This is a genomic window from Niabella beijingensis (assembly GCF_020034665.1).
Lineage (GTDB): Bacteria > Bacteroidota > Bacteroidia > Chitinophagales > Chitinophagaceae > Niabella > Niabella beijingensis.
On sequence record NZ_JAIQDI010000001.1, the window covers coordinates 2040669 to 2061476 of the forward strand.

The following is a 20808-nucleotide window of genomic DNA, read 5'->3' on the forward strand; positions in this document are numbered from 1 at the left end:
AATTATTTCAGACCATAATAAGATTTAATAGTCTGTTGTTCCTGCCCGTCTTTGGAACGTTCAATACTCAGCATTATGTTTTGATTGGTGAACCGACGAAGATGTGATAGGTTCTTGCTGACTGCGTCATCCGTCTTCGCGATCAGCTCAAGTCTTGAAGCGTCAGACATTTGGGTGGAAAAGGACTGTACCACAAGCATTAACTCATCAATGTTTTTTGCGCTTTCGTCCAGAATGCCGGTGTAAACATCAAATATGTAAAGCAGTTCTTTGGGATTAAAGTTTTTATCGTTGCTAACAAGGGCATAGGCTCTTTTGTATTCCTTAATTAACTGTAGCTGATTTTCAATAATGCTCCTTATCCTTTTATAATACGCAATAGTTCTCTTTACCTTCCAAAGCTCATCATAATATGTTTTAAACAGCTTCCGTTGTTTTTCTCCCCATTCGGCAATCTCCTTCAGTTTTAACTTCGCCATCGCATTTTCGATTTGCTTTTGAATATGCTGTAAACGAATTGTCTGGTTTTGAACCCGCTGAACCGCCAAGTCAATGGCCTTTATGACTTTAACAATAGCTTCTTTTATGATTTGCCAAATGCCTATAGCATTGGCCTGTTGAATTGGAGCACTGCCAAGCAAAAGCAGGACCGTAAGCAATCCGGCAAATAGTGTTTTTCTATAGGTCATGTAATAATTTTTAATCAATTAATTTTCCGATACTCAATACCATTTACGACCACGGAACCTCCCTTGCCGTCAAAAGAATACAGAATGCCTGGATCACCAGTATGCATGATATTCTTTTCCGCATCGAAGGTGCCTGTCATCGAATGATTCGCTCTTTTATTAAATTTTTGTTCTACCTCTTTCTTAAAAAGGGTTTGTGACCGTTGATTGATCCGGTACACATCGCTTCCTTTCTTGCCAACAGGAGAGAAACTGACAGTATCATGTAGTGTATAAATATCGCTTTCAACAGTGCGGACATAAGTACCAGCTACCGAGGCCTTATTACTTTTAGAATAATTGCAGGCAAACGGAAAGATCAAAATGAGCAGGCCAATAGATGCAGTTTTCATGTTTACTTTATTTTTTAGTTTAATAAATGCTTTTCTTTCTTAATATCCTCAAGGAGCTTGCCAATCGCGAGTTCCATGTCGCCACCAAACCGTTCCGCATACTCTAGTACTCTCACGCGTTCTTTACCGTCGGTTGTATATGCAAAATATTCTTCGGGGCAGAGCTCATTTTTAAAAACTTTTGACATCTGGCCACCCAGATCTATGAAAATCTCATGGTTATCCTTGTTAACAGAAAGGAGGATTGTTTTGGCCTTATCTGACAAGCCAAGAACGTCCTGTAGCTTGTCGAATTTGAACATGAACTTGCGCATGTCCATCAGGATCTTAATGTCTGCGTTGTTGATGATAGCGTCCTTAATAATTGGTGAACTGACAAGGTCATCCAGCTCCTGGGTGACTACTCCGGGTATACCGTTAAACTTCCGAATGGTCTTGAATGCATATTTCAGAAAATCTGCCATTCCGCTTCGGGCGATTGCCTTCCATGCCTCATCAATAATCAATACTTTGCGGGTTCCCGCCAATTTTCGCATCTTTGAAACGAACATCTCTGTAACCAACAATGTTACAACGCTGAAGAGAACGGGATGATCCTTCAAATTATCAAGTTCTATGACTATAAAGCGCTGATCAAGAAGGTTTAAATTCTCTGTAGCATTCAATAGATAGTCAAATTCACCATTCTTGTAATAGGGTCTTAAGACATATAAAAAGTTATCCAAATCGAAGTCTTTATCCTTAACCCGGTGTTCTTTGAGTAATTCAGCATATGTTGTCTGTAAATACTCATAAAATGTGTTAAAACAAGGAAAAACCGATTCATCATTTTCCAAAAGTTGATAATATCCCTGCAAAGCATTGGACAGTGCGACATACTCAGAACGGTTATAGGGATCGTTTTCCTGTTTCCATAGTGCAATTAATAGGGATTTAAGGCTCTCTTTTTTTTCCGTATCCAGTGATAATCCTTCTGGAAGCCAGAAAGGATTGAATTTAATGGGATTTTTTTCTTCGTAAGTAAAGTAATACCCTTTCACTAATTCACACAGCCCCTTGTAAGAGCCTCCTATATCGATAATAACACAATGCGCGTCCTGATCATAGAGGGATCGAAGAATATGATTTAGTGTCATCGATTTACCGCCCCCCGAGCTACCGCAGCAAAGCAGGCCCATATTGGAAGTCCATCCATATTCAGTTCGTGGCAAATCGAACAGGTCTTCGTATACAGGCCTACCAAAGCGATCAGTAAAGCGGATTCCCTGTTCAGGCTTTACAGTCCGGTAATTGGTTTCCTGGGCAAGAAAACAAGTTGCTTGCTCAGCGAAACTGTCGAAAGTTTCATTGATTGGAAGATCTGCAGCGTTTCCTGGGAGCGAAGCCCAGAACAGCTGAGGCGCCCCTTTAATTTCCTGCCTCGGCGAAGCATCCATTTGCGCAATAGCAGATGAAGCTTTATTGCGGAGATCTTTTAATTCCTCCGGATTATCTGTCCAGGTAATAATATTGAAATGTGCTTTTACCGGCTGACGCTGCTGGCTGATCATTTCACTAAGAAATGCATTTGTGGCATCACAACTAATGGCATTTTCGCGAGAATAGGCAGAAAGTGACTGAAGCCTTCTGCGTCGGGTTTCCAGTCGCTTAGCAGTTTTTGTAGTGTTCTGAACAATAAGGAATTGGTTATAAATGTGATTGGTACGCAAAAGCAAACCAACAGAGGCCGCAAAACCTACTGAAAATTTACTGACGTCAGTCGAATATTTATCATAGGTGATCCGGCTACCGCAAATAGCAGGCAGGTCCTCCGGATCGGCTAGGCTAAACATCTGGACATGCTTTTCCCCAATTTGCCATTCCGGTTTGAAAATAATGTCACGGCGAATGGGTCGTTCTTCTGGTGAAAGCAGGAAACAATATCGTTCAAGTAAACCAGCTTTCTTTTCATCGCCAGCGATTTCATCAGCAGTTAGTTGCCTTGAGCGTATATGACTTCCCTCCGATAGCAACTTCATCACCTGGCTCGTTTTATCCAGAAAATCTTGCAGTACCTGTGGTTGAAGTGACACAGAGGGTACCAGAGTTGGTCGCAACAAATTTGAAAACACAGAATTTGATAATTTCCGGTTATCTGCCTTCCGAGTGATCATCAGATAGCTGTGATGCTTTAAGAATTGACGGTTTTCAAAGTAAGATTCACTTTTTCTTTTGAGGAAAGACTGGTCTTGCGAATTGTCTGCCTTGTAGAAGTCCTCTGTATACCAATCCTGTTTATGTAAAATAGTGCCTGCCGGCAGGAGCTTAATTGCACGCAGCAAAATGTGGTGCAATTGCTCGTAATCTTCCGCTGATAGTGTGAAGACCTCCGGCAGGCTAATTTCATAGACTATTGTAATATCCCCTTGTTTAGAAATAATACAATCTTGCTCAATTTTATATATAGGCAACAGTTTATCAAGGTCTTTTGCGTCTTTTTTGGGTTCGCCCAATTGTAAAAGCAAGCCAGAAAAAATGACAAGGCATAAAAGGAGAAAAACAATCATTTGGCACCCCCTTTCTCATTCAGATGAAGCAATGGTTTGCGGCTTTTGCATACAATTGCAGCAGGAATACCACGGTAAGCAGAAACCTTCATTAATCCATACTCTCCATATTTATGGCTCATCTTATAGATCCAGCTGATCATAAAAAAGCCGCCGCCGCCAATACCTGCGACTAATACATATGGATAAATACCAACCAGATAACCGATCGCAAAAAGCAACAATAGCAAAACCAGGCCGATTGCTAGGTAAGTAACATACTGGGCGCGAAACCCTTTAAACTCAATGGGACGATTAATTCCCTTGTTGATTTCATAAACGCTTGCCATAAAATTTTTTTTTTTTTAAAGGTTTAAACTCCAAAGAAGCCTTTCAACACCGTCGCAACGACAACCAAAAAAATACAGCTCCCAAACCAACTGGCCGCCACTTTCCCTGTGTCGTTATCGCCCGAATTCCATTTATTGTAGACTTTTATGGCCCCTACAAGGCCGGTTATAGCACCAATTGCATACATTAATGTAGTGCCAACCTGGAAGTAACTTTTTACTTCAGTGGTTGCTGCCTGAATTCCACCAGATCCGCTTTGTGCGGATAATTCAGTGGAGCCAAGCAATACAATAGTTGATAAAAGTTGAAACTTTAAAAAAGATTCAATCCATTTTTGATTCTTATAAAATGTGAATGGGTTTTTCATATATACTTTTAGGTTTTAAAAACTGGGGTTCATAGTAATAAGGGAGGGCGGCTCCATGAAAAGCATTTCCTGCCTCATTTCACCGCCATTTCCCCTATTTTTGGCTGGCATAGGGTAGCAGCGGCCAGCACTGATTAGCTTCTTCTTCAGTGATCTCAAACCCTGATTCTTCCTTTGTAACTTTGATTATCAGGCTATTGATCGCGCGTCTAAATGCAGGTTTATTTAGCTGTGTATATATGGAAATTTCTTTTGCCATTTGCTCTATCAGATCCTCTTTGCTTCCAGGACCTGAAGCACACTGAGTGATGATCACCTGGAGCTCATCGGCGAGCTGCTCCAGTAATGAGAATTCCGATTCGGGATCTTCATCCTGGTTTTCAACTATAGCCTGAGACGGTTCCTCTTTTACCTGGTTGTCTCTAATGGGGCTATCTGCAGGTGTTGTGAACTTGTCATTTGTATAAACAGTAGAATCTGTTACTGCTTTTTTACGGTTTATATTTAATTTCCCCGCGACAACAAGAATTCCATAATATGCGGCTGTTGCCCCGCCGATAGCCACAAGAAATTCTTTCCAGCTAATTTGTTCCAGCATAATTCAAGATTTTGTGTGATTAATAATTTTTAAATACACAGCAAATTTGAACTACCTGAAAGGCGGTTACTGTTAGAAACTGTTAGATAGTAAAAAATCTTTTTTACATGGCATTTTCGTTGTCGCGGTCAATGCGTCGTTCAAGGCAAGATTTCAGAGCATCCAGAAAAGGAGTATTGTTCTTTTTACGAAGCCGGATATCTTCGTATGTTTTATAGATATTACTGAACCGGACATTAAATACCGTTGAGAAATATTCAGCTACTTTCTTTATATCCAGTTGCCCGTTGTTGAATGCACGGTATTCATGCAGCGCATAAATAAGTTCGATCAGTTCTGACTTAGATGAAGTCCAGGAAAGAGTTAATACCTTACCTTTTGTTTGAGAAGTGGGCAAAGCGGGGGCAGTAGTCAACCTCGAGTAATGATCTTTTAAAAGTTCATAGGCATGAAATCTTGCAACGACTGCACTCATTGGAGTGTTAGACTTACTGTCATAATGAATTTGCTGTTCATCCAGGAAAAGCGGTTCCTCGCCTCCCTTTCTAGTAAAATAATGTTCGTCAAGATCAGATAGTCCCATCTTATAATACTGCCAAAATGAATATTGGCTCTGATAAAACACTTCAGCATGTTGTAATTCCTTTTCATAAGATAAAGAACGATCAGAAGAAAAGGATTTTGTTTGCATCCGGAGTTGCATCAGGTAAAAAATAAGCCTGCCATCAAACTGGGGTTTTAACTTTTTGAAGAAGCGAATTTCTGCTGTTATTGAATCAAAATCAGATTTTGTTAGCATGGACTTTAGCTGGGCAATCGATTCAGAAGTAATTAGAATTGCCTGTTGAATACTAAATAAATCATCTTCAGCAAGACCTGAAAGTGCAGACAATTTGTTATTCATTTCTTCCAGGAGTTTGAGGGTTTCTATTATCATGTTTGTTGGTTTGAGGTGGACAAATGTTTTACAACATCTGTAGCCCCAAAGACTAAGCCTACCATGCTACGTAAAAACCACTATTTTGCTACGCAAAAATGACTAATTTTCTTACCGGTCATTAAATACGTAGGTCACAAACCTAATTTTTGGCAGAGTTCAACACGGTTTGATACCCTTATTTTATAGAAAATGTTTTGGAGATGCTTTGCCACAGTCCGCTCCGCTATAGATAATCTCCCCGCGACCCCTTTGTATGTTTCCCCCATAAACACCAAAAATGCAATTTCCTTTTCTCTGCTGGTAAGCTGATACTGGGAACAGTTAAGCCTGAATTTTTCTTCCCTGTTTAACTGTTCAATTTCCCGTGTCCGCTTTTCAACTTCCTGCTGTAGGATCAGGTTCCACTTCTTTAGGTATAGCTCGGATTCAAGTAGGCGTTTATGTTCCTGTCTCAATTGAACTATGTTGCGTTTTAAGTGAAGGGCAAGCAACAATAAAAATCCGGTATTAGTGGCAGTCGCTTCTATCGCTTGGCCCAAATCGAAGTAAGTAATTAAAGGGAGCATAAGCCAGGGACTTAAGCAGAACGCCAGAACAATTAGCTCTTCCCTCGCTTCCCTGGATTTGATCTGATTGTTATATTTAAGACGTATTGCCCGGTGTACCGAATACAAAACCCATATAGAATATAAAGTTGGTACAATAAGAATATTTTTGGCAACACCTATATCTCCTGTTAGGCCAAAAACAATTACAAAAACAAGATAGGAGGTCGCAAGGAAAACGAAAACCCCAACTTTCGCATGAAATTTCATTAGTTTTAGGTCGAACCCTTTATATACGTAGTACGGGAAATAACAAGGGGTGAAAAAGCCTGTTGCATATGCAATACATTCCTGAAGAAAAAAACCTCCGGGGAGTTTTGCATCTGGCAGCAGCCCGCCGGAAACGTTATACGCCAAAAGGAACAGACATAGGTACAGGTCAAGAATAATCGTTTTGTCGTCTTTCCTTGCCAGGCGATATATGCATAGGTAAGACAGGATAACGAATTCGATACAAACAAAACAGAATGTAATCAAATGCATTTCTGTGCCTGGAATAAGCATAACCCAACTTTTATCGCTGATGCTTCAAAAAATATAATGGATACCCCAAATCAATAGTTTTATATGTTGCAAATCCATTTTCTTTATACCACGGCAGATTTATTTCGGTGGAAGTCTCAAGGCAGATTGTCCTTCCTAATGCCTGACCCCGCTGGATAAGTTCGCTGAGTAATACAGTGCCGATGCCATTTCCTTGCGCCAATGGATCTACTCCTATATACCACAGGTAGTATAATTTCGAGTTAGGATGATGTCTTTTTATTATTGATTCACGTTTTATTGCTTTCGAAAGGTTTTTCAAACCGATGCACGTAAAAACCAGGCGGAGGTCCTGAAATATGCTTAAAAGGGTTGTCCTCTTTTCGTCGGGCATAACAATAAGGGCACATCCACTGCCATCTTCAGATAAAAATACTTCGCCATTGCGTTTACAGAAATCGTAAGAATAGGCCATAAGCGCATTAAGCCTTCTCGTTCGTTTTTTACCGTCGCCGATGATATAATTGACACTTTTGTTTGTTGCAAATGACCTCGCTAAGATCTCGACAACGGAACTCTTATCGGTATTTTGGGCTTCACGCATTTCGCAGTCTTTGATTGGAATAATTCAATATCTATGCCCAATCAAAAAAATGTGTTGTGATTTTGGGAGCAATAGTTGTGATTTCTGTAGTATTTTCTTACGATTAATGACTGAAATGTTAGTTACTTGTTTTGGATATCCTTGAAAAAATCCGACCAGGAAATGTTCATAACCTCTAAAATACGAAAGAGGCTGCTCAACCGCATATCTTCAGTACCACGTTCATATTTTCCATACTGTGCGCGGCCAAAATTATGATCGTAAGCAAAGTGCTCGTAGCTCGTATAGCCAGCCTTTTCTCGTAATTCCTTCAATTTTGAGCCAATAGCGTTCAAAAAGTCGGTAAATTGTTCTTCTCTATTTTGCTCTTTTTTATTTGATACCATCCGGAAAATAAAATAAAATCCATTGTTTTAATTACTCCTAATAGGCACCACATTAATTAAATCGTCTTAAATAATAGCTTTTTTTGTAAATTTATAGTCACAATCGAATATCTGAAAAGGACATGGAATTTTACGCGCGTTATAAATTATTAGGACTCGTTTCTAAAATTCACTTTTATTGAATATCGTTGTCTTAGAAGCTAAAGCTAATACATTGATTATGAATAGCTCACAGATTGATATTACAAATGATCATGCATATCGAATTGCTTACTTAATTGCTGGATATATTAAAGGAACATTGACGGAGAAGGGTCATATTGAGTTAGACGAATGGATCAACAGCAGCGATTGGAATATGCAGATTTTTGAGAAATTGACAGATGAGAAATATTTGTCGCAGGTCCAAAAAAACGTACCTCCTACACCTGATTGCAACTAAAATTGCCGGTGTTTTTATCTTCTCAAGGCGCCTGGAGGAACACCAAAATGCTTTCTGAATGCATGCACAAAGTTTGAAGTAAAAGGGAAGCCGGTTAGCGCTGCGATCTCTTTAATTGTTCGATCACTGGTAAGGATCAGCTCCTTTGCCTTTACCATTCGCCGATCACTGACCCACTTATAAACACTCCTGTCAAAAAAACGCTTGAACCCTTGCTTTAGCTTCACTTCATTGATTCCAACCATCCTTGATAAAGTCTTTGACGAAGGAGGTCTGTCTGCTATGCTACGTTCCAGAATTTCCTTTGCCCTGTGGATCATTGAGATTTCAAAATTCGTGAACTTCACCGACTCCTGCTCTTCGTTGAAAGCCACCCGCAAGAGTATAAACAAAAACTCTTTGATTTTAAGTTCCAAATAATACTGTCTGGCGGCCTCTCCGGCTGGCAGGCACCGGATCTGTTGCCAGATTTTCAATACCGTGGGAGGTAACATCTTGAGGCGATGCCATAATACTTTGTCTTCAGAGCCCTTTAAGATATCTTTTAATTGTGGATATATTCCATGCAATTGCTTAACCAACGCAGCAGAAAGAAAAACATCCACTATTTCGAATGTTCCTGGCCGCTTCACCGAGTACGTGTATTTAGTACTGCCCCCATAAAAAATAAGATAGGAATTGGAGTACAAAGAGAATCTGCCAAAATTGTCGATTTCCTTAATTGTTGAATTAGTAAGCATTAGGGTAATATAAATACCTCGGTCTTTAAAATTGCCCACAGCAGTCATTCTAGAAGAAAGATTTCCGGAAATCAATCGATACCGAAAATCTATTTCATCAATCTCCTGCACTAATATTTGATTCGCTTCCTTTTTAAAAAACTTAAAGGAAGCACCATTTATTAGCGGTATACGGAACGAGTACGGAATTTCATTTTCAGCGTTCAATGCAATGTTATCAGATAAAAGAAATTGTATGCTCATCTTTTGGAAATTGATCATTCTTGACCGACTAAGTTTAAATTAACAAAACCAGCCCATGCATAAAACTATATTTGGCGAAAGGCACGATTCGCAGTGCAAACGTTCAAATTCTCAGTGTGTATTACAACCTAATATAGACCAGTCAGCACAATACCCGCTAATAAAAAAAATCCCAAATTCACAATTATTATTCCCAAATTCAATACAAGGTTCTTTTGTAATAAAATACTTTTGAAAGCAAAAATTAATCAGCTCTCCATAGGCTAAATGTATTTCAGAATTGTAGCAACACATAAATAACGATAGACCTAAACCTGCATTTCATATTCCTGATTGTTGAGCCTGACATCGGGATCTGATAAAAGTGCAAATCCGCCCAACGTAATGATCCCCCTTGAATTTATACCCCCTAAATCCGCATATTATAGTATTCAGAAAAGCACGGCTATACCAGCCGATCAGGAATTTGCTATCCAGTTGGCAAAAGTGCAGCTCCTGGAATGGAAATTTAGTGGAGTAAATTACATTCTGCAGCAGGCATATAATACAGAAGGATCTTTTGTCGTTTTTCTAACTGTCCAAATTTCAGATTACACCATTATAAAGGTTAAATGTAATAGAGCCATAACAGTATTTCAATATACAATAAAGGGAAACAGTTTTGGTTACTTAAAAGGACATGGATGCCTGCCTCTTTTTCACGACACTTATACCTTACAATATATTCCTGAAGGAGCGCATCAGGTACTATTTGCCCCGGGAACATTTCATTACTTGTATTTGGACCCAGGGCCTGCAATTACCTCACTTTCATCCGTTGATGAAGGAATCAAAAAAGTATTATTGGGGCTTAATGATTTCCAGGAAGCAGGAAGCCTGGCAGAAAGGCTTCCATTTGATCAAAAGGTGCTTTTCCTGATTTCCAAATTGAAGAGTCTCGCACCAGACAACGTGTATTCTCCATTTACTATAAGAACCATAATTAACGAGTTTGTACTTCACTACTACGAACAACTTCACTATGAAAAATCAAACCCCGAAGGAACCAAATTAATTGCGGAGCTCAACGCCTTTATTGCTAACAATATAGAACTTCCTGTTCCGGAATTGATTACCAGGATTAAAAAGCTATTTTTTATATCGGGGAAACACTTGCGTACCCAATGGAAAAAAATAGACCTCAAAAATCTACGCGACTCGTTCAATCAATTGAGAATGCATTTTGCACTTTATCTGCTGGTAATAGAAAAATTAACCATTTCAGAAGTAGCACATAGATTAAACTATGCCGATCAATATAATTTTAGCAAACTTTTCTCGCGCTTCTATAAAGTATCTCCCAAAATGGCCAAAACGCTGGTCAAAATTTAAAAAATGGACTGAAGTGACCAATTGTGAGATTTTCAGTACCAAAAAAGTCACTTCGGTCCATTTTTTTGAGGCTTCTGGAAACGCATCTTTGTATTGACAAACGAACGGAAAAAAATCCTACAAGCCCGGACCTATAACCCTTTAGCCTGGATATTTCTAAGCTCGCCACTAAAATAAAACCAATCGCTTGTTAACTGCAATTATATGCAGAATTTCTTCAGTAATTAAATAGCCATATAGCGGTACGAAATGGTCGTAATCTTTTTTACACGAGCAGAACCGTTAATTAATAAAATGAGTATATGGGGCACCAGCTAAGACCCGCATGGTAAAAAGGGCAAACAGGCAACCCTTCATATGGTTTAGCATGAGGGGTTGCTTTAAAAAACAAATCAATGGAAAAGAAAATAAATACTCCACTGCGTCGGACATTAATTGAAGTCATAATTATTCTATTGCTGTTGCTTTGGATTCCCGTAGCCTACGAAAAAATCATAAAATTCGGAGAATTTAAAAATAGCGTCTTCAGGCAACCCATACCGCTGTGGTTAAAAAATCCAGTGGCTCATTTAGTGCCGGTAGCAGAGGCCACGACGGTTGTGTTATTAATATTCCGCAGAACCAGGCTTTGGGGGCTTTATTGCTCTCTTGTGCTAATGATCATATTCACCTGTTTCATTGGCCTGGCGTTAGTCGGCGGGTACAAAAACGCGCTTTGTCACTGCGGCGCGGTTATAACCGGCATGAGTTGGCCGATGCACTTTTTCTTTAATTTTTTCCTCTTAATATTAAGTGCCTATGGTATTTATCTAACAAAAAACAACAAAGTGCAAATCCCCAGCGGGGAACTGCACCGAGGGCTTGTCGGCCAAAAGACTGTTTAAATTATACTCTCAAAACTCAAGTTTTTTAAGGGAATCTTTTTTTGAACCAAAAAAAGACCAGCCATATGTCCATAAGACAAATTGTAAAAACTAATGTCGTTGCAATTGCCGCTCTCGGTATTGTTGCTTTAACAAGCGCGTTTAAAGCAAAATTCGCCACTGACACTTACCACTATACCGGACCAGATTTCAGTGTTGCTAATCTTCAGACAGAAAGCAACTGGCAAATTGGTGGTTCTCAAACCGCGCTTAATTGCGGAACTGTTAACCAGGTAGATTGCTCAATGGACCTCCCTACCGGCTTAAACAGCGGAACACAATTAGATCCTGCAAAAGCAACCGTTCAGGCAGGTGCCATTTCAGGTTTTAACAGAGTGACTGCTGTAAAAGATCCATCCAATAACAATATCCAGTATTCAGAAACATTGGGAGAAGAGCCTTAATAAATTACGGCATATTGTTTTCTAGTTAATTGCGGCAGGAAGTTCCTGCCGCTTTCCTAATAGGAATTTTATGGGTTCTGCTCAATACCTGATATTTCTATGATATCTGTTGGCAAAGGCAACGCAAAATAATTATCATTTGCCTTTAAATTGTAGGTTATTCCATTTAGAACTCGTTCCAAATTAATATCTGCGCCTTCCAGGTTCAGCCGCTTTATATCCATCCAGCGCAGCCCCCTTCGTAACAGTTCCTTTCTTCGTTCTTGTAATATAATCGGCAGGATGGAGTCCTTCGAAACAGTTGAAGGAATATAAGGTTGCAGATACCTGTTTTTCAATAATTCGTTTAGATCGTTTTGCGCGGACTGATCATTGCCCATTCTTGCATTGCATTCCGCCCGGATCAGGTATAATTCATCTGTGGCAATTCCTGTAAAAAATCCACTGGTAGCATAGCTGCCCTTATAGGCATAATACCCGCTCTTTGCTCTGAAAAAAGCTGTCTTCCTTAAATCATTTGCTTCATAGGATTTATACAATAAAGTATCCATTAAGCCTAACCCTACTACTGAGACAACTGGGAACATTTCGGTATAGAAAATAATTTCATTGTTAAAGGCTGGGAAAGGCTGGTTAGAAGAACTGCTGATACTGTTATAGTCGAGTAGATCTCTTTTTATAGAAAGGCAGAGATCCGCATATCTGTGTGCACTGTCGTACTCTCGCATGGAAAGATAAATCCTTGCCAGCAATCCATAAGCCGCACACTTAGAGGGGCGATAAACGTGAGTGTTAAGGTTCGGCAATAGTGTAATAGATGCCTTAGCATCGTCTATTACCTGCTGATAGCATTCCTTCACACTCGATCTAACTGAGGGTACGTTGAAATCTGAACCGTCGCGCAACACGATTCCCAGATCACTTTCCGATGTTTGGTTGTTATAAGCTTTTGAATAGTTCCAAAGAAGGTTTAAAAAACAGTATGCCCGGTAAAAAAGGGCTGTACCCTTTACCAAGTCCCAGGCGCTGGCATTTGCCACCCTCCGCTCTATTTTGGTTAAACCGTCCAAACAAAAATTGGCGTTGTAAACCGCCGCATAGCTTTTTGACCAGTCATTTTCAAAATAGTAAGGCGTTTTTTGCCATAGGTAAAAATGCTGGTCAAGTGTTATCAGGTTGGCGAACGTTGAGGGTAACATAAACTGATCATCTGTTGATGCTTCTCCAAGAGATGGAGTTAATCTCTTGTTCATAACGCCTGCCCCATCGTCAAGCAAACCTTGAAGGTCTTCGAGCGTTTGAGGCGAAACAAAACTGGTGGATGATTTTTTTTCAAGATACTTTTTGCACGCTGTTCCTGTAAAAATGATCAGAAGCAGAAGGGAGTATAAAATATTTATAGGTTTCATCATTGCTTTAAAATTTTAAGGGTATTTTGGATAATTAAAAAGTAGCACGCAAGCTCAGACTGTATTGGCGTGGCGGCATATTCGTATAGTAATAATCCGGATCTAAGTGCTCTTTGTTTTTTCGCCAGATTATCCCCAAATTGGTTATATTACTGTTGACAGATAGTTCTTTAAAAAAGGAGTGACCTTTGCCGTCATGAGGGAATGAATAGCCTAGATTGATGTACTCCAGCCGAACATGATCAGCTCTTAAATAACTAATTTCCGAAGCGGTATAAAAAGCATCCCTTCCAGAGAAACTGGGATAATCTGTATATACCATTGCCGGCACATTAGTTCTCGTTTCATCGGCTGGCTGTTGCCAGCGGTTTTCGTATTCACTATTGCCTGTTCCGGTTGCGTATAGAGTATTGTAGTTTAATGCAGGCCGCTGGAAATAATGCCCTAACTTATAGGATAGATTAAAAGACAACTGCCAGGATTTATACCCAAAACTATTGTTCAAGGCTCCGAAAAACTTTGGATCCTGCTGTCCAATATATACAATACCGCTTTGGTCTCCATTATAGGCACTTTCTCTTATTTTATCATAATCCGTACTTAGCTCCCCGTTTATATAGCCCTGCGGATCTCCTTTGCTGTCAAGACCACCCCATTTATACGCCGCAATGGCGTATAACGGTTTGCCAACAACCGGCGCTATTTCGCCTCCACTCAAAATAAAGTAATAAACATTTGAAGCATTACTTTGATAATAGTCCGTGGTTGTGCTTTGATTGTAGTTGAACAGTAGACTGCTGGTCCATACAAATGGTCCAGTTAAATTTTTGCTTTGTAATGAAAGTTCTATACCACTTCCTTTCATTGCCGCAACGTTCTTTATCACGGTATTTGTTTTACCCCAGGCCGTATAATCTATTGAAGATGGACCGTAAAGGTTAGTGCCTTTCTTCAGATAAAAATCAGCAGATCCGGAAATGCGTTGGTTCAATATTTCAAAATCGGCGCCAAAATTTATTTGTCTTGACTGTTCCCATTTTAAGGAAGGATTATTGATCTGGAAAATATTCAAAGAATAATAGTTGGTTACCGGGTCATTCCAGCTGGTTGCAACCGGTAATGCCGTTCGGGTAGGATCTACATTACCACCGATGCCAATAGTAGCTCTCAATTTAAAAAATGAAAAGACTTTCTTTGAGAAAAAACTTTCGTTTGCTATGTTCCATGCAACACCGCCCGACCAAAACGGATTCCATTTGTCATTAGCGCTAAGTCCGAACAAATTGGAAGCATCGCTCCTGAGGCTGGCATTAATAATATACCGCTGCTTAAACGTGAATTCATGGTTCATAAAGCCACTTATAAAGCGATTAAAGTTTGAACTGTTTAACTTGGGAGCTCCGGGAATAAACTGCAAACTACCATCAATATAGGTAGGGTAATAGGTATTAAAACTCAGAGTGGCAAATGACAAAGGATCCTCCTTATATCCATAATACGTAGACGCATCCTGGTTGTACAATTTTGTTTCACTTACTTCGGCGCCAGTAAACCCGGTATAATTAAACTCCTCCCATGCATTTTGGTAGCTAAGTTGCACCCTCCCGTATCGAGCCAACCGCTTCTGGCTACTTCGGTTGAGAATGTCTCCCAAGGGTATATTATAAGTTAAAGGGTTGCTGGAAAGTGTAGCTGGCATTGTAAAAAGGTTGATTAGGTTGCGGGTATAATAACTTTCCTTTTCATGTATTTCTTTGATGTCGGACTGCTGTCCCTCCTGCTGATAATTCAAAGAAAGGTTGAAGTGCTTTAAAAAGTTATAGTTAATTGTAAGACCCATCAGAAGGTTTTGCATGCTGCTAATGGATTGGTTATATCGATAATCAGTTAGGGGATAATAATGCCAGTCCAGTAAGCGTCCACCGCCCAATGTGTCTATAAACTCTCCCCTATAATATTGGTCAATGGCAGCCGGACTGCCTTGTGCATCTGTAAAACTCAGATATGGTACTGTTTTAGAGCCGATTTTTATGCTATTATAGCTCGGTGTTGGGTGGGTATTGACGTTGGTTTGGGTATAAAATAAATTTAAACCCACTTCAAGCCCTTTTACAGGTTTAAACCGGTTTTCCAGCCGGAGGTTCTTTTTGTCACTGTTATTCAGCAGGAGCGTACTTGCCATTTTATTATACCCGCCTGAAATAGCCCATGTATAATTTTTCCCACCTCCCCTTAATCCAATGCTGTACTGTTGTGTAATGGCTTTCCGGTAAAACGCGTTTCTATATTGATCTTGCGTGTTTACATTTAATAAGTTTTGAATAAAAGCTGCCGAATCTGACTCTGAAATTAACCCCTTCTGTTTTTGCAACAGCATCTCATAAACCGGTGTAAAAGGCGGGTGGATTGAGGAAGATGTGTCGGATAATTTATATCCTTTTTTATATAGATACTCCTCAACAGCTATATAATCACTCCTCCTCATATCATACGGTTTTGTGAACGAAGGCAATTCACTGACAGAAACGGTTGTAGAGAAGTCTACCGCAATCGGCTGATCATAACGCCCCTTTTTGGTGGTAATTACAATAACCCCGTTTGCTGATTTTGCTCCCCAGATGGAAGCTGCTGTAGCATCCTTTAACAGCGTGATACTTTCTACATCTTCCGGGTTTATATCCGATATTTTACCGTTATAGGGAAAATTGTCCAGCACAATTAAAGGGGCCATATTACCGTTTATCGTGCTTAATCCCCTCAATGTTATATTGGTATTTCGGTCGCTTAGGTTTTTAGTGTCAAAATACACATTGGATACATTCTTTAATCGGTCCAAAATATTCGGGCTAACCTGTTCCCTTAATACAGCTTCATTTATTTTGGAAAAGGCTCCGGTTGTCCGCGCCTTAGAGATCCGCTGATAACCACTGCTGACAAATACTTCTTCTTCCAATCCATTTCGTTCTATTAAGTGGATATATAGTTTGTACACAGAAGTAATAACGATTGTTTGTGGTAAATAATTGGTATGACTGATAAGCAGGGAATCTTCGAGTGAAGCAGCTATTTGGAAGTGGCCTATCTTGTTACTAAAAGTCATTTGACCATTTTTTTTATTTTGAATGGTGCAACCCGCTATGGCTGTTCCTAAGGAATCACTAATGACCCCTTCAATATTGCTAACCGTTGAGGCATCATTTTTTGTGCCTCTGTCAATCTGTGCAAAAAGCACTACGGGAAATACAAACAACAGAACAACTGAAATGTAAAATTTATATAGATTATGCAGCATAGCATTAAAGTTTAGGTTTACTTGTAATGATCATCAGAGGCAGCGCCAGCTGCTCTTCAGTTATTTTTAAATTATTCCCTGCCAGCACTTTTTGGGCGTCATAAATGCCTAACGGATATTTATCGGGCTTAAAGTAACGATCACCCTTTAAGCCACTGCGATCTACAAAGGGCATGCGCCCATTTAGCCAATCTTTATAAATTGATTTAATATCAGAAATGGCAACGGTTCGTTGTTGTCCATTATATTGAATTGTAGTATAATTTTTATTACCGCATTCCTTAGCGGTATCTATTCTCCGTAATACCAGGCAGGTAGTTTTTCGAATTACAATCTCTGCATTAAAAGGTGTTCCTTCGTTTAATAACCATAGCGCTTTTTTAAACAATTCCTTATGGTTGGTAGGTGGGCCATAAAAATCAAGTGTATAGCCATTTTTATTATACCATCGAATCAGTGAATCTGTATCCGGGTAATGCCAGAGCCCCAATAGATTACTGTCTGCTGCGGGAAATACTATTCTTGCAAAATCGCCATCAAAATCGTTGATGGTTTCTCCGGCTATCTGGTTGTAAATTGAAATTAAAGAAGCATTAGCAAAAAAGTAGCCATAATAACTGTTATCCCGCTGCCTATAATATCCAAATCCACCACCTCCGTTCAGATTCGTCATTCGGCCTTTTATTAAAATAGAATACCCTTCAATTTTCTTTAATGGTACAATTGACGAATCCAGTCCGAATAGATTGTTTTTGTTAAAATCCTTTTTTTGTCCAACTTCCAAAGCCCCCTTGGTAAGTGCTGTTTTTATATTATCCGTCGTTACCTCGTCAGCACCAGTGATGGCAAGCACTCGGCCATCTCTTTCTATCCAAACATAGTGGGGTAGAGCAGTATGCGGAAATAATGTTGTTGCCTCACTGTTGATCGTAATCGGCAGGTTTACCGCTTTATTGTTTTTTTTAAGGCGGTTTAAAAGAGAAGAAATTTTTGGGAAGTCATCTCCACTTTCTGGAGATGCTATCATTAGCACTTGTAGATCCTTTTTATAATCTTCCTGCAGTTTTTGGAGTTTCGGAAATGCTGCAATGCAGCTCGCGCACCAGGTGGCCCAAAAGTCAAGAATAACCAGTTTGCCACGGAAGTCAGATAGTTTGGCTGTTTTAGCAGGGTAATTAAGCAGGTTGTTAAACGTTATATCCGGTACGGTATCGCCTATAGTTAATGGACGTATACCACCTTGGGCCTGCGCGTATAGGCATGCCCCTGCCAGGGCATACGCCAGCAAATATTTTTTCATGTAATAGCATTTTAGGAATTAAGCAATGTTGTAGGAGAAGTTGGCCATTGGGGAAGGAGGTTAGCTAAATGAGGTGCATATGCACTTTATGGCCGTGGCAGATGCCGGAGCAGGCGAGGCCGCAATGATGGTATCAAACAAAAAAGCAGCCTGCCTGTCCGGCAATAACCTATTGTGGTTGCCGTGGCTTACAGGCATACAAAAATAAAAGCTTTGCGTTGCAAGAATTATATGTAGGCGATATGTAGAAGATCCCCCGCTGCATCAAGCATAATTAGAATCGTTTTAGAATGCAGCAAGGAAAAAAGCACGGGCCGCTGCAACTCGCCCCCCTCCCCAGCCAGGTTCGGAAAGACGAGTGAGCTGCCCATGCTTTTGTCCATAAATATATTACAAATATTTACAAACTCCGACATGGGGCTACACTCGATACGTTTGGTTCCATTCTCTTGGCTGGGGAGGGCCAAACGTAATCATATTGCCTTATTTATGAAGGCTCAATTTTATTATGTCACTCTTTTTTAGTTTTTCCATAATAAATCGATTGTTGCTTATCACAAATGTATGTAAATTAATTAAAACCTCCAAATATTTATGTTTTTTATCCAAAATACGGAGGTTGTCGAGGGCTGTGGTAATCTAACTTATTGAAACATTTGTAAATGAGCGAATCAATAGGTCAGCACATACGAAAATGGTTACGATTTAAAGATATTTCCAACAAACAGGCAGGAAATGTTATTGGATTATCAGAATCAGCCTTTGAAAAACTTCTAACAAAAGATGACATTTTAATAGGTAGAATATTATTGCTTTCCACTAAAGCTAATCAGAATTTTCTGGAATATTACTATGATAAAGAGCCTTTAAATTCATTCCGGCAAAAAGAAGTTGATGAATGGAATGCAAAAATTGAACAGCTTCAAAATCAGCTAAAAGAAAAAGAGGAATTGCTGGCCACCAAGGTTGAATTGGTAGAAACACAAAGAAAATTGATTAATGAGCTGGAGGAAAAGGTTAAACGCTTAGGCGGGCAATAAGTTGTAATCGTCTTATACCGTTAATCTCTCTTTTATTTTACGTACCTTTGATGTGGATAAAACCTAAAAACATTTTAACCGTTCTTAAATAAATTGAAGGACGAGGCAATTGACCATAAAAATGGAGGTTGTATGAGTACAATTAGTAAAACTAGAGCAATTACAAAAAAAGCACTTGTGGCAGCTGCAAAAAGAGGCACCAAAAAAGCAGCAGCAGTTGGGATGAACATAGATGGGTATAATATTGTGGCCAAAAATGGGTGGATTGTAAAACTTTATCAGAGTGGAAGAGTAGAAAGATTATCTAAAATTGCAAGATACCATGTATCCGTACTCTTTGATTAAGAAAATATGCCTGCTGAAAAACCCCTTCGCCTAAGGGTGTTTGCCGGGCCAAATGGCTCAGGGAAAAGCACCATTTTAAAAGAATTAGCCAACTACGATATTGGGCACTATGTTAATGCAGATGATCTTGCAACTTTACTAAGGAAAAGTTACTGTGATTTTACAAAATATAAACTATCTGTTACCCCAACAACGTTTAAACAAATAGCTCTCGAATCAGGACTGGTAAACGATGATTTTTCATCAACTCTGTTCCTTAAAAGTTATTCTCTTCGAAAAAACATTTTCAGAGTAAAAACAACCGACGACCAGGTAATTCAAAGGATTGCCCAAATTTTAGCAGACGCTTTACGCAAACTACTTTTAGAAAGTCGTCAGCGCTTTTCGTTTGAAACAGTATTTTCCCATTCGAGTAAGCTGGATATAATGAAAGCAGCTGCTGCTGCCGGCTATAAAGTTTATCTGTATTTCATATCCACAAGCGGGCCTACAGTTAATGTTGACCGCGTAAAAAAAAGAGTTGCACAAAATGGGCATGGAGTTCCGGAAGAAAAAATAATCAGCAGGTATTTTAGGTCAATGGAACTGCTGTATGATGCCAGTCAGATTGCTTATCAAGCCTATTTTTTTGACAATTCGCAGGAAGAAGGAGAATCTAAAATGTTTGCTCATTTCAAAAAGACAAACAACAAAAAGATCTGGGATAAAGCAAACAAGGCCAATATTCCCGAATGGTTTAAAAAATACTATTCTTCAAAAATTTCTAAAAACCCTTAATTCCAGTTTGACAACCGGCTTTTGAATTATAAAGAAGTATTAAACTAACAAGAAATTAATTATTGTGTACCAGTTTGAAATTTAACCATTGAATAAGTACCAATATGCCAAGTACAAATGATCTGCTTTAAAACCGGAAAACATTTTATGAGAAGTCTATTTCTTTCTATTCTTATAATATCACTTCTAGCAACATGTTCTAAGAAAAAACAACCCCTCTTGGAGCAGGATAAAATTGAGGTCACTTCCATAAAAGTGGAAGATAACGTTGCACTTAATCAAAATATCAATGTAGAAATTAACGCAAGCGGCACTGGAACTCATTATACCTATATTTATCATTTAGAGCAGCTTGGTGTAGACAAAGGAACAATTGCCAATACAAACAGCAAGGCCGCAATCAGCACTAAGGAGCTAGCCAATACTTCTCCCATTTATGCAGGCTTTTGAATTGCATATTTACAATAACGAAAGCACGGAAATTTGATTTTTTTATCAGCCCGAGTTTACCGGAGCATCAGTATATGGATAAGTATAAAAAGTCCCGTTTAAAAAAACAGGCCGTTGCTAACCTATGAAAAA

Annotated in this window: 22 protein-coding genes; 8 read left to right on the forward strand and 14 right to left on the reverse strand. The window is 39.3% G+C overall.

What is annotated here, in order from left to right; all coding sequences use genetic code 11:
- Positions 1-2: 2 nt before the first annotated feature.
- The 10 genes from K7B07_RS08560 to K7B07_RS08605 all read right to left on the reverse strand — a co-directional run bounded on the left by K7B07_RS08560 (position 3) and on the right by K7B07_RS08605 (position 7940).
- Positions 3-689: a conjugal transfer protein TraI gene (locus K7B07_RS08560; RefSeq protein ID WP_223708933.1), complete on the reverse strand. Its 687-nt coding sequence runs from the start codon at positions 687-689 to the stop codon at positions 3-5.
- 14 nt (positions 690-703) lie between these two features.
- A complete protein-coding gene (locus K7B07_RS08565; protein ID WP_223708935.1) occupies positions 704-1081 on the reverse strand; it encodes a hypothetical protein in 378 nt (125 codons plus the stop codon).
- 14 nt (positions 1082-1095) lie between these two features.
- On the reverse strand, positions 1096-3627 hold the full coding sequence (locus K7B07_RS08570) for a TraG family conjugative transposon ATPase (protein ID WP_223708937.1): 2532 nt from the start codon (positions 3625-3627) through the stop codon (positions 1096-1098).
- Positions 3624-3956 (reverse strand): DUF4133 domain-containing protein, encoded by a 333-nt coding sequence (locus tag K7B07_RS08575; RefSeq protein WP_223708938.1) that lies wholly within the window; start codon positions 3954-3956, stop codon positions 3624-3626. The genes K7B07_RS08570 and K7B07_RS08575 overlap by 4 nt, the downstream gene beginning before the upstream one ends.
- Positions 3957-3979: 23 nt before the next feature.
- Positions 3980-4324 carry a DUF4134 domain-containing protein gene (locus K7B07_RS08580; RefSeq protein WP_223708940.1) on the reverse strand — a complete coding sequence of 115 codons (345 nt, stop codon included), beginning with the start codon at positions 4322-4324 and terminating at the stop codon, positions 3980-3982.
- A gap of 94 nt (positions 4325-4418) precedes the next feature.
- Positions 4419-4922 (reverse strand): hypothetical protein, encoded by a 504-nt coding sequence (locus tag K7B07_RS08585; protein ID WP_223708942.1) that lies wholly within the window; start codon positions 4920-4922, stop codon positions 4419-4421.
- A gap of 103 nt (positions 4923-5025) precedes the next feature.
- On the reverse strand, positions 5026-5859 hold the full coding sequence (locus K7B07_RS08590; RefSeq protein WP_223708944.1) for an RteC domain-containing protein: 834 nt from the start codon (positions 5857-5859) through the stop codon (positions 5026-5028).
- A 134-nt stretch (positions 5860-5993) separates the two neighbouring features.
- Complete coding sequence (locus tag K7B07_RS08595) at positions 5994-6971, reverse strand: helix-turn-helix transcriptional regulator (RefSeq protein ID WP_223708946.1); 978 nt, start codon at positions 6969-6971, stop codon at positions 5994-5996.
- Between the two features lie 10 nt (positions 6972-6981).
- A complete protein-coding gene (locus tag K7B07_RS08600; protein ID WP_223708948.1) occupies positions 6982-7554 on the reverse strand; it encodes a GNAT family N-acetyltransferase in 573 nt (190 codons plus the stop codon).
- Positions 7555-7676: 122 nt separating this feature from the next.
- Complete coding sequence (locus K7B07_RS08605; protein WP_223708950.1) at positions 7677-7940, reverse strand: helix-turn-helix domain-containing protein; 264 nt, start codon at positions 7938-7940, stop codon at positions 7677-7679.
- 178 nt (positions 7941-8118) lie between these two features.
- On the opposite strand from K7B07_RS08605, the gene K7B07_RS08610 reads away from it, so the two are divergent.
- Positions 8119-8382 carry a hypothetical protein gene (locus K7B07_RS08610; protein WP_223708952.1) on the forward strand — a complete coding sequence of 88 codons (264 nt, stop codon included), beginning with the start codon at positions 8119-8121 and terminating at the stop codon, positions 8380-8382.
- A 14-nt stretch (positions 8383-8396) separates the two neighbouring features.
- Here the strand turns inward: K7B07_RS08610 and K7B07_RS08615 are convergent, their stop codons facing one another.
- Entirely contained in the window at positions 8397-9365 is a 969-nt protein-coding gene (locus tag K7B07_RS08615) for an AraC family transcriptional regulator (protein ID WP_223708954.1), read from the reverse strand.
- A gap of 384 nt (positions 9366-9749) precedes the next feature.
- Between K7B07_RS08615 and K7B07_RS08620 the strand changes: the two genes are divergently transcribed.
- From K7B07_RS08620 to K7B07_RS08630, 3 genes are all read left to right on the forward strand, one after another.
- Positions 9750-10736 carry a helix-turn-helix transcriptional regulator gene (locus tag K7B07_RS08620; protein ID WP_223708955.1) on the forward strand — a complete coding sequence of 329 codons (987 nt, stop codon included), beginning with the start codon at positions 9750-9752 and terminating at the stop codon, positions 10734-10736.
- A gap of 395 nt (positions 10737-11131) precedes the next feature.
- Positions 11132-11620: a MauE/DoxX family redox-associated membrane protein gene (locus tag K7B07_RS08625; protein ID WP_223708957.1), complete on the forward strand. Its 489-nt coding sequence runs from the start codon at positions 11132-11134 to the stop codon at positions 11618-11620.
- 65 nt (positions 11621-11685) lie between these two features.
- Positions 11686-12063, forward strand: coding sequence for a hypothetical protein (locus K7B07_RS08630; protein WP_223708959.1), 378 nt, complete (start codon positions 11686-11688; stop codon positions 12061-12063).
- Between the two features lie 68 nt (positions 12064-12131).
- On the opposite strand, the gene K7B07_RS08635 is transcribed toward K7B07_RS08630, so the two are convergent.
- The 3 genes from K7B07_RS08635 to K7B07_RS08645 are packed head-to-tail and all read right to left on the reverse strand — an operon-like array spanning position 12132 to position 18064.
- Positions 12132-13475, reverse strand: a complete 1344-nt coding sequence (locus tag K7B07_RS08635; protein ID WP_223708960.1) for a RagB/SusD family nutrient uptake outer membrane protein — start codon at positions 13473-13475, stop codon at positions 12132-12134.
- 31 nt (positions 13476-13506) lie between these two features.
- Positions 13507-16764, reverse strand: a complete 3258-nt coding sequence (locus K7B07_RS08640) for a SusC/RagA family TonB-linked outer membrane protein (protein WP_223708962.1) — start codon at positions 16762-16764, stop codon at positions 13507-13509.
- Positions 16765-16768: 4 nt separating this feature from the next.
- Complete coding sequence (locus tag K7B07_RS08645; protein ID WP_223708964.1) at positions 16769-18064, reverse strand: TlpA family protein disulfide reductase; 1296 nt, start codon at positions 18062-18064, stop codon at positions 16769-16771.
- 662 nt (positions 18065-18726) lie between these two features.
- Between K7B07_RS08645 and K7B07_RS08650 the strand changes: the two genes are divergently transcribed.
- From K7B07_RS08650 to K7B07_RS08665, 4 genes are all read left to right on the forward strand, one after another.
- The gene (locus tag K7B07_RS08650; protein WP_223708966.1) at positions 18727-19104 is read left to right on the forward strand and encodes a hypothetical protein; all 378 of its coding nucleotides are present in this window, start codon (positions 18727-18729) and stop codon (positions 19102-19104) included.
- Positions 19105-19236: 132 nt separating this feature from the next.
- On the forward strand, positions 19237-19449 hold the full coding sequence (locus K7B07_RS08655) for a hypothetical protein (protein WP_223708968.1): 213 nt from the start codon (positions 19237-19239) through the stop codon (positions 19447-19449).
- 6 nt (positions 19450-19455) lie between these two features.
- Positions 19456-20226: an ATPase gene (locus K7B07_RS08660; protein WP_223708970.1), complete on the forward strand. Its 771-nt coding sequence runs from the start codon at positions 19456-19458 to the stop codon at positions 20224-20226.
- 147 nt (positions 20227-20373) lie between these two features.
- Complete coding sequence (locus tag K7B07_RS08665) at positions 20374-20676, forward strand: hypothetical protein (protein WP_223708972.1); 303 nt, start codon at positions 20374-20376, stop codon at positions 20674-20676.
- Positions 20677-20808: the final 132 nt, after the last annotated feature.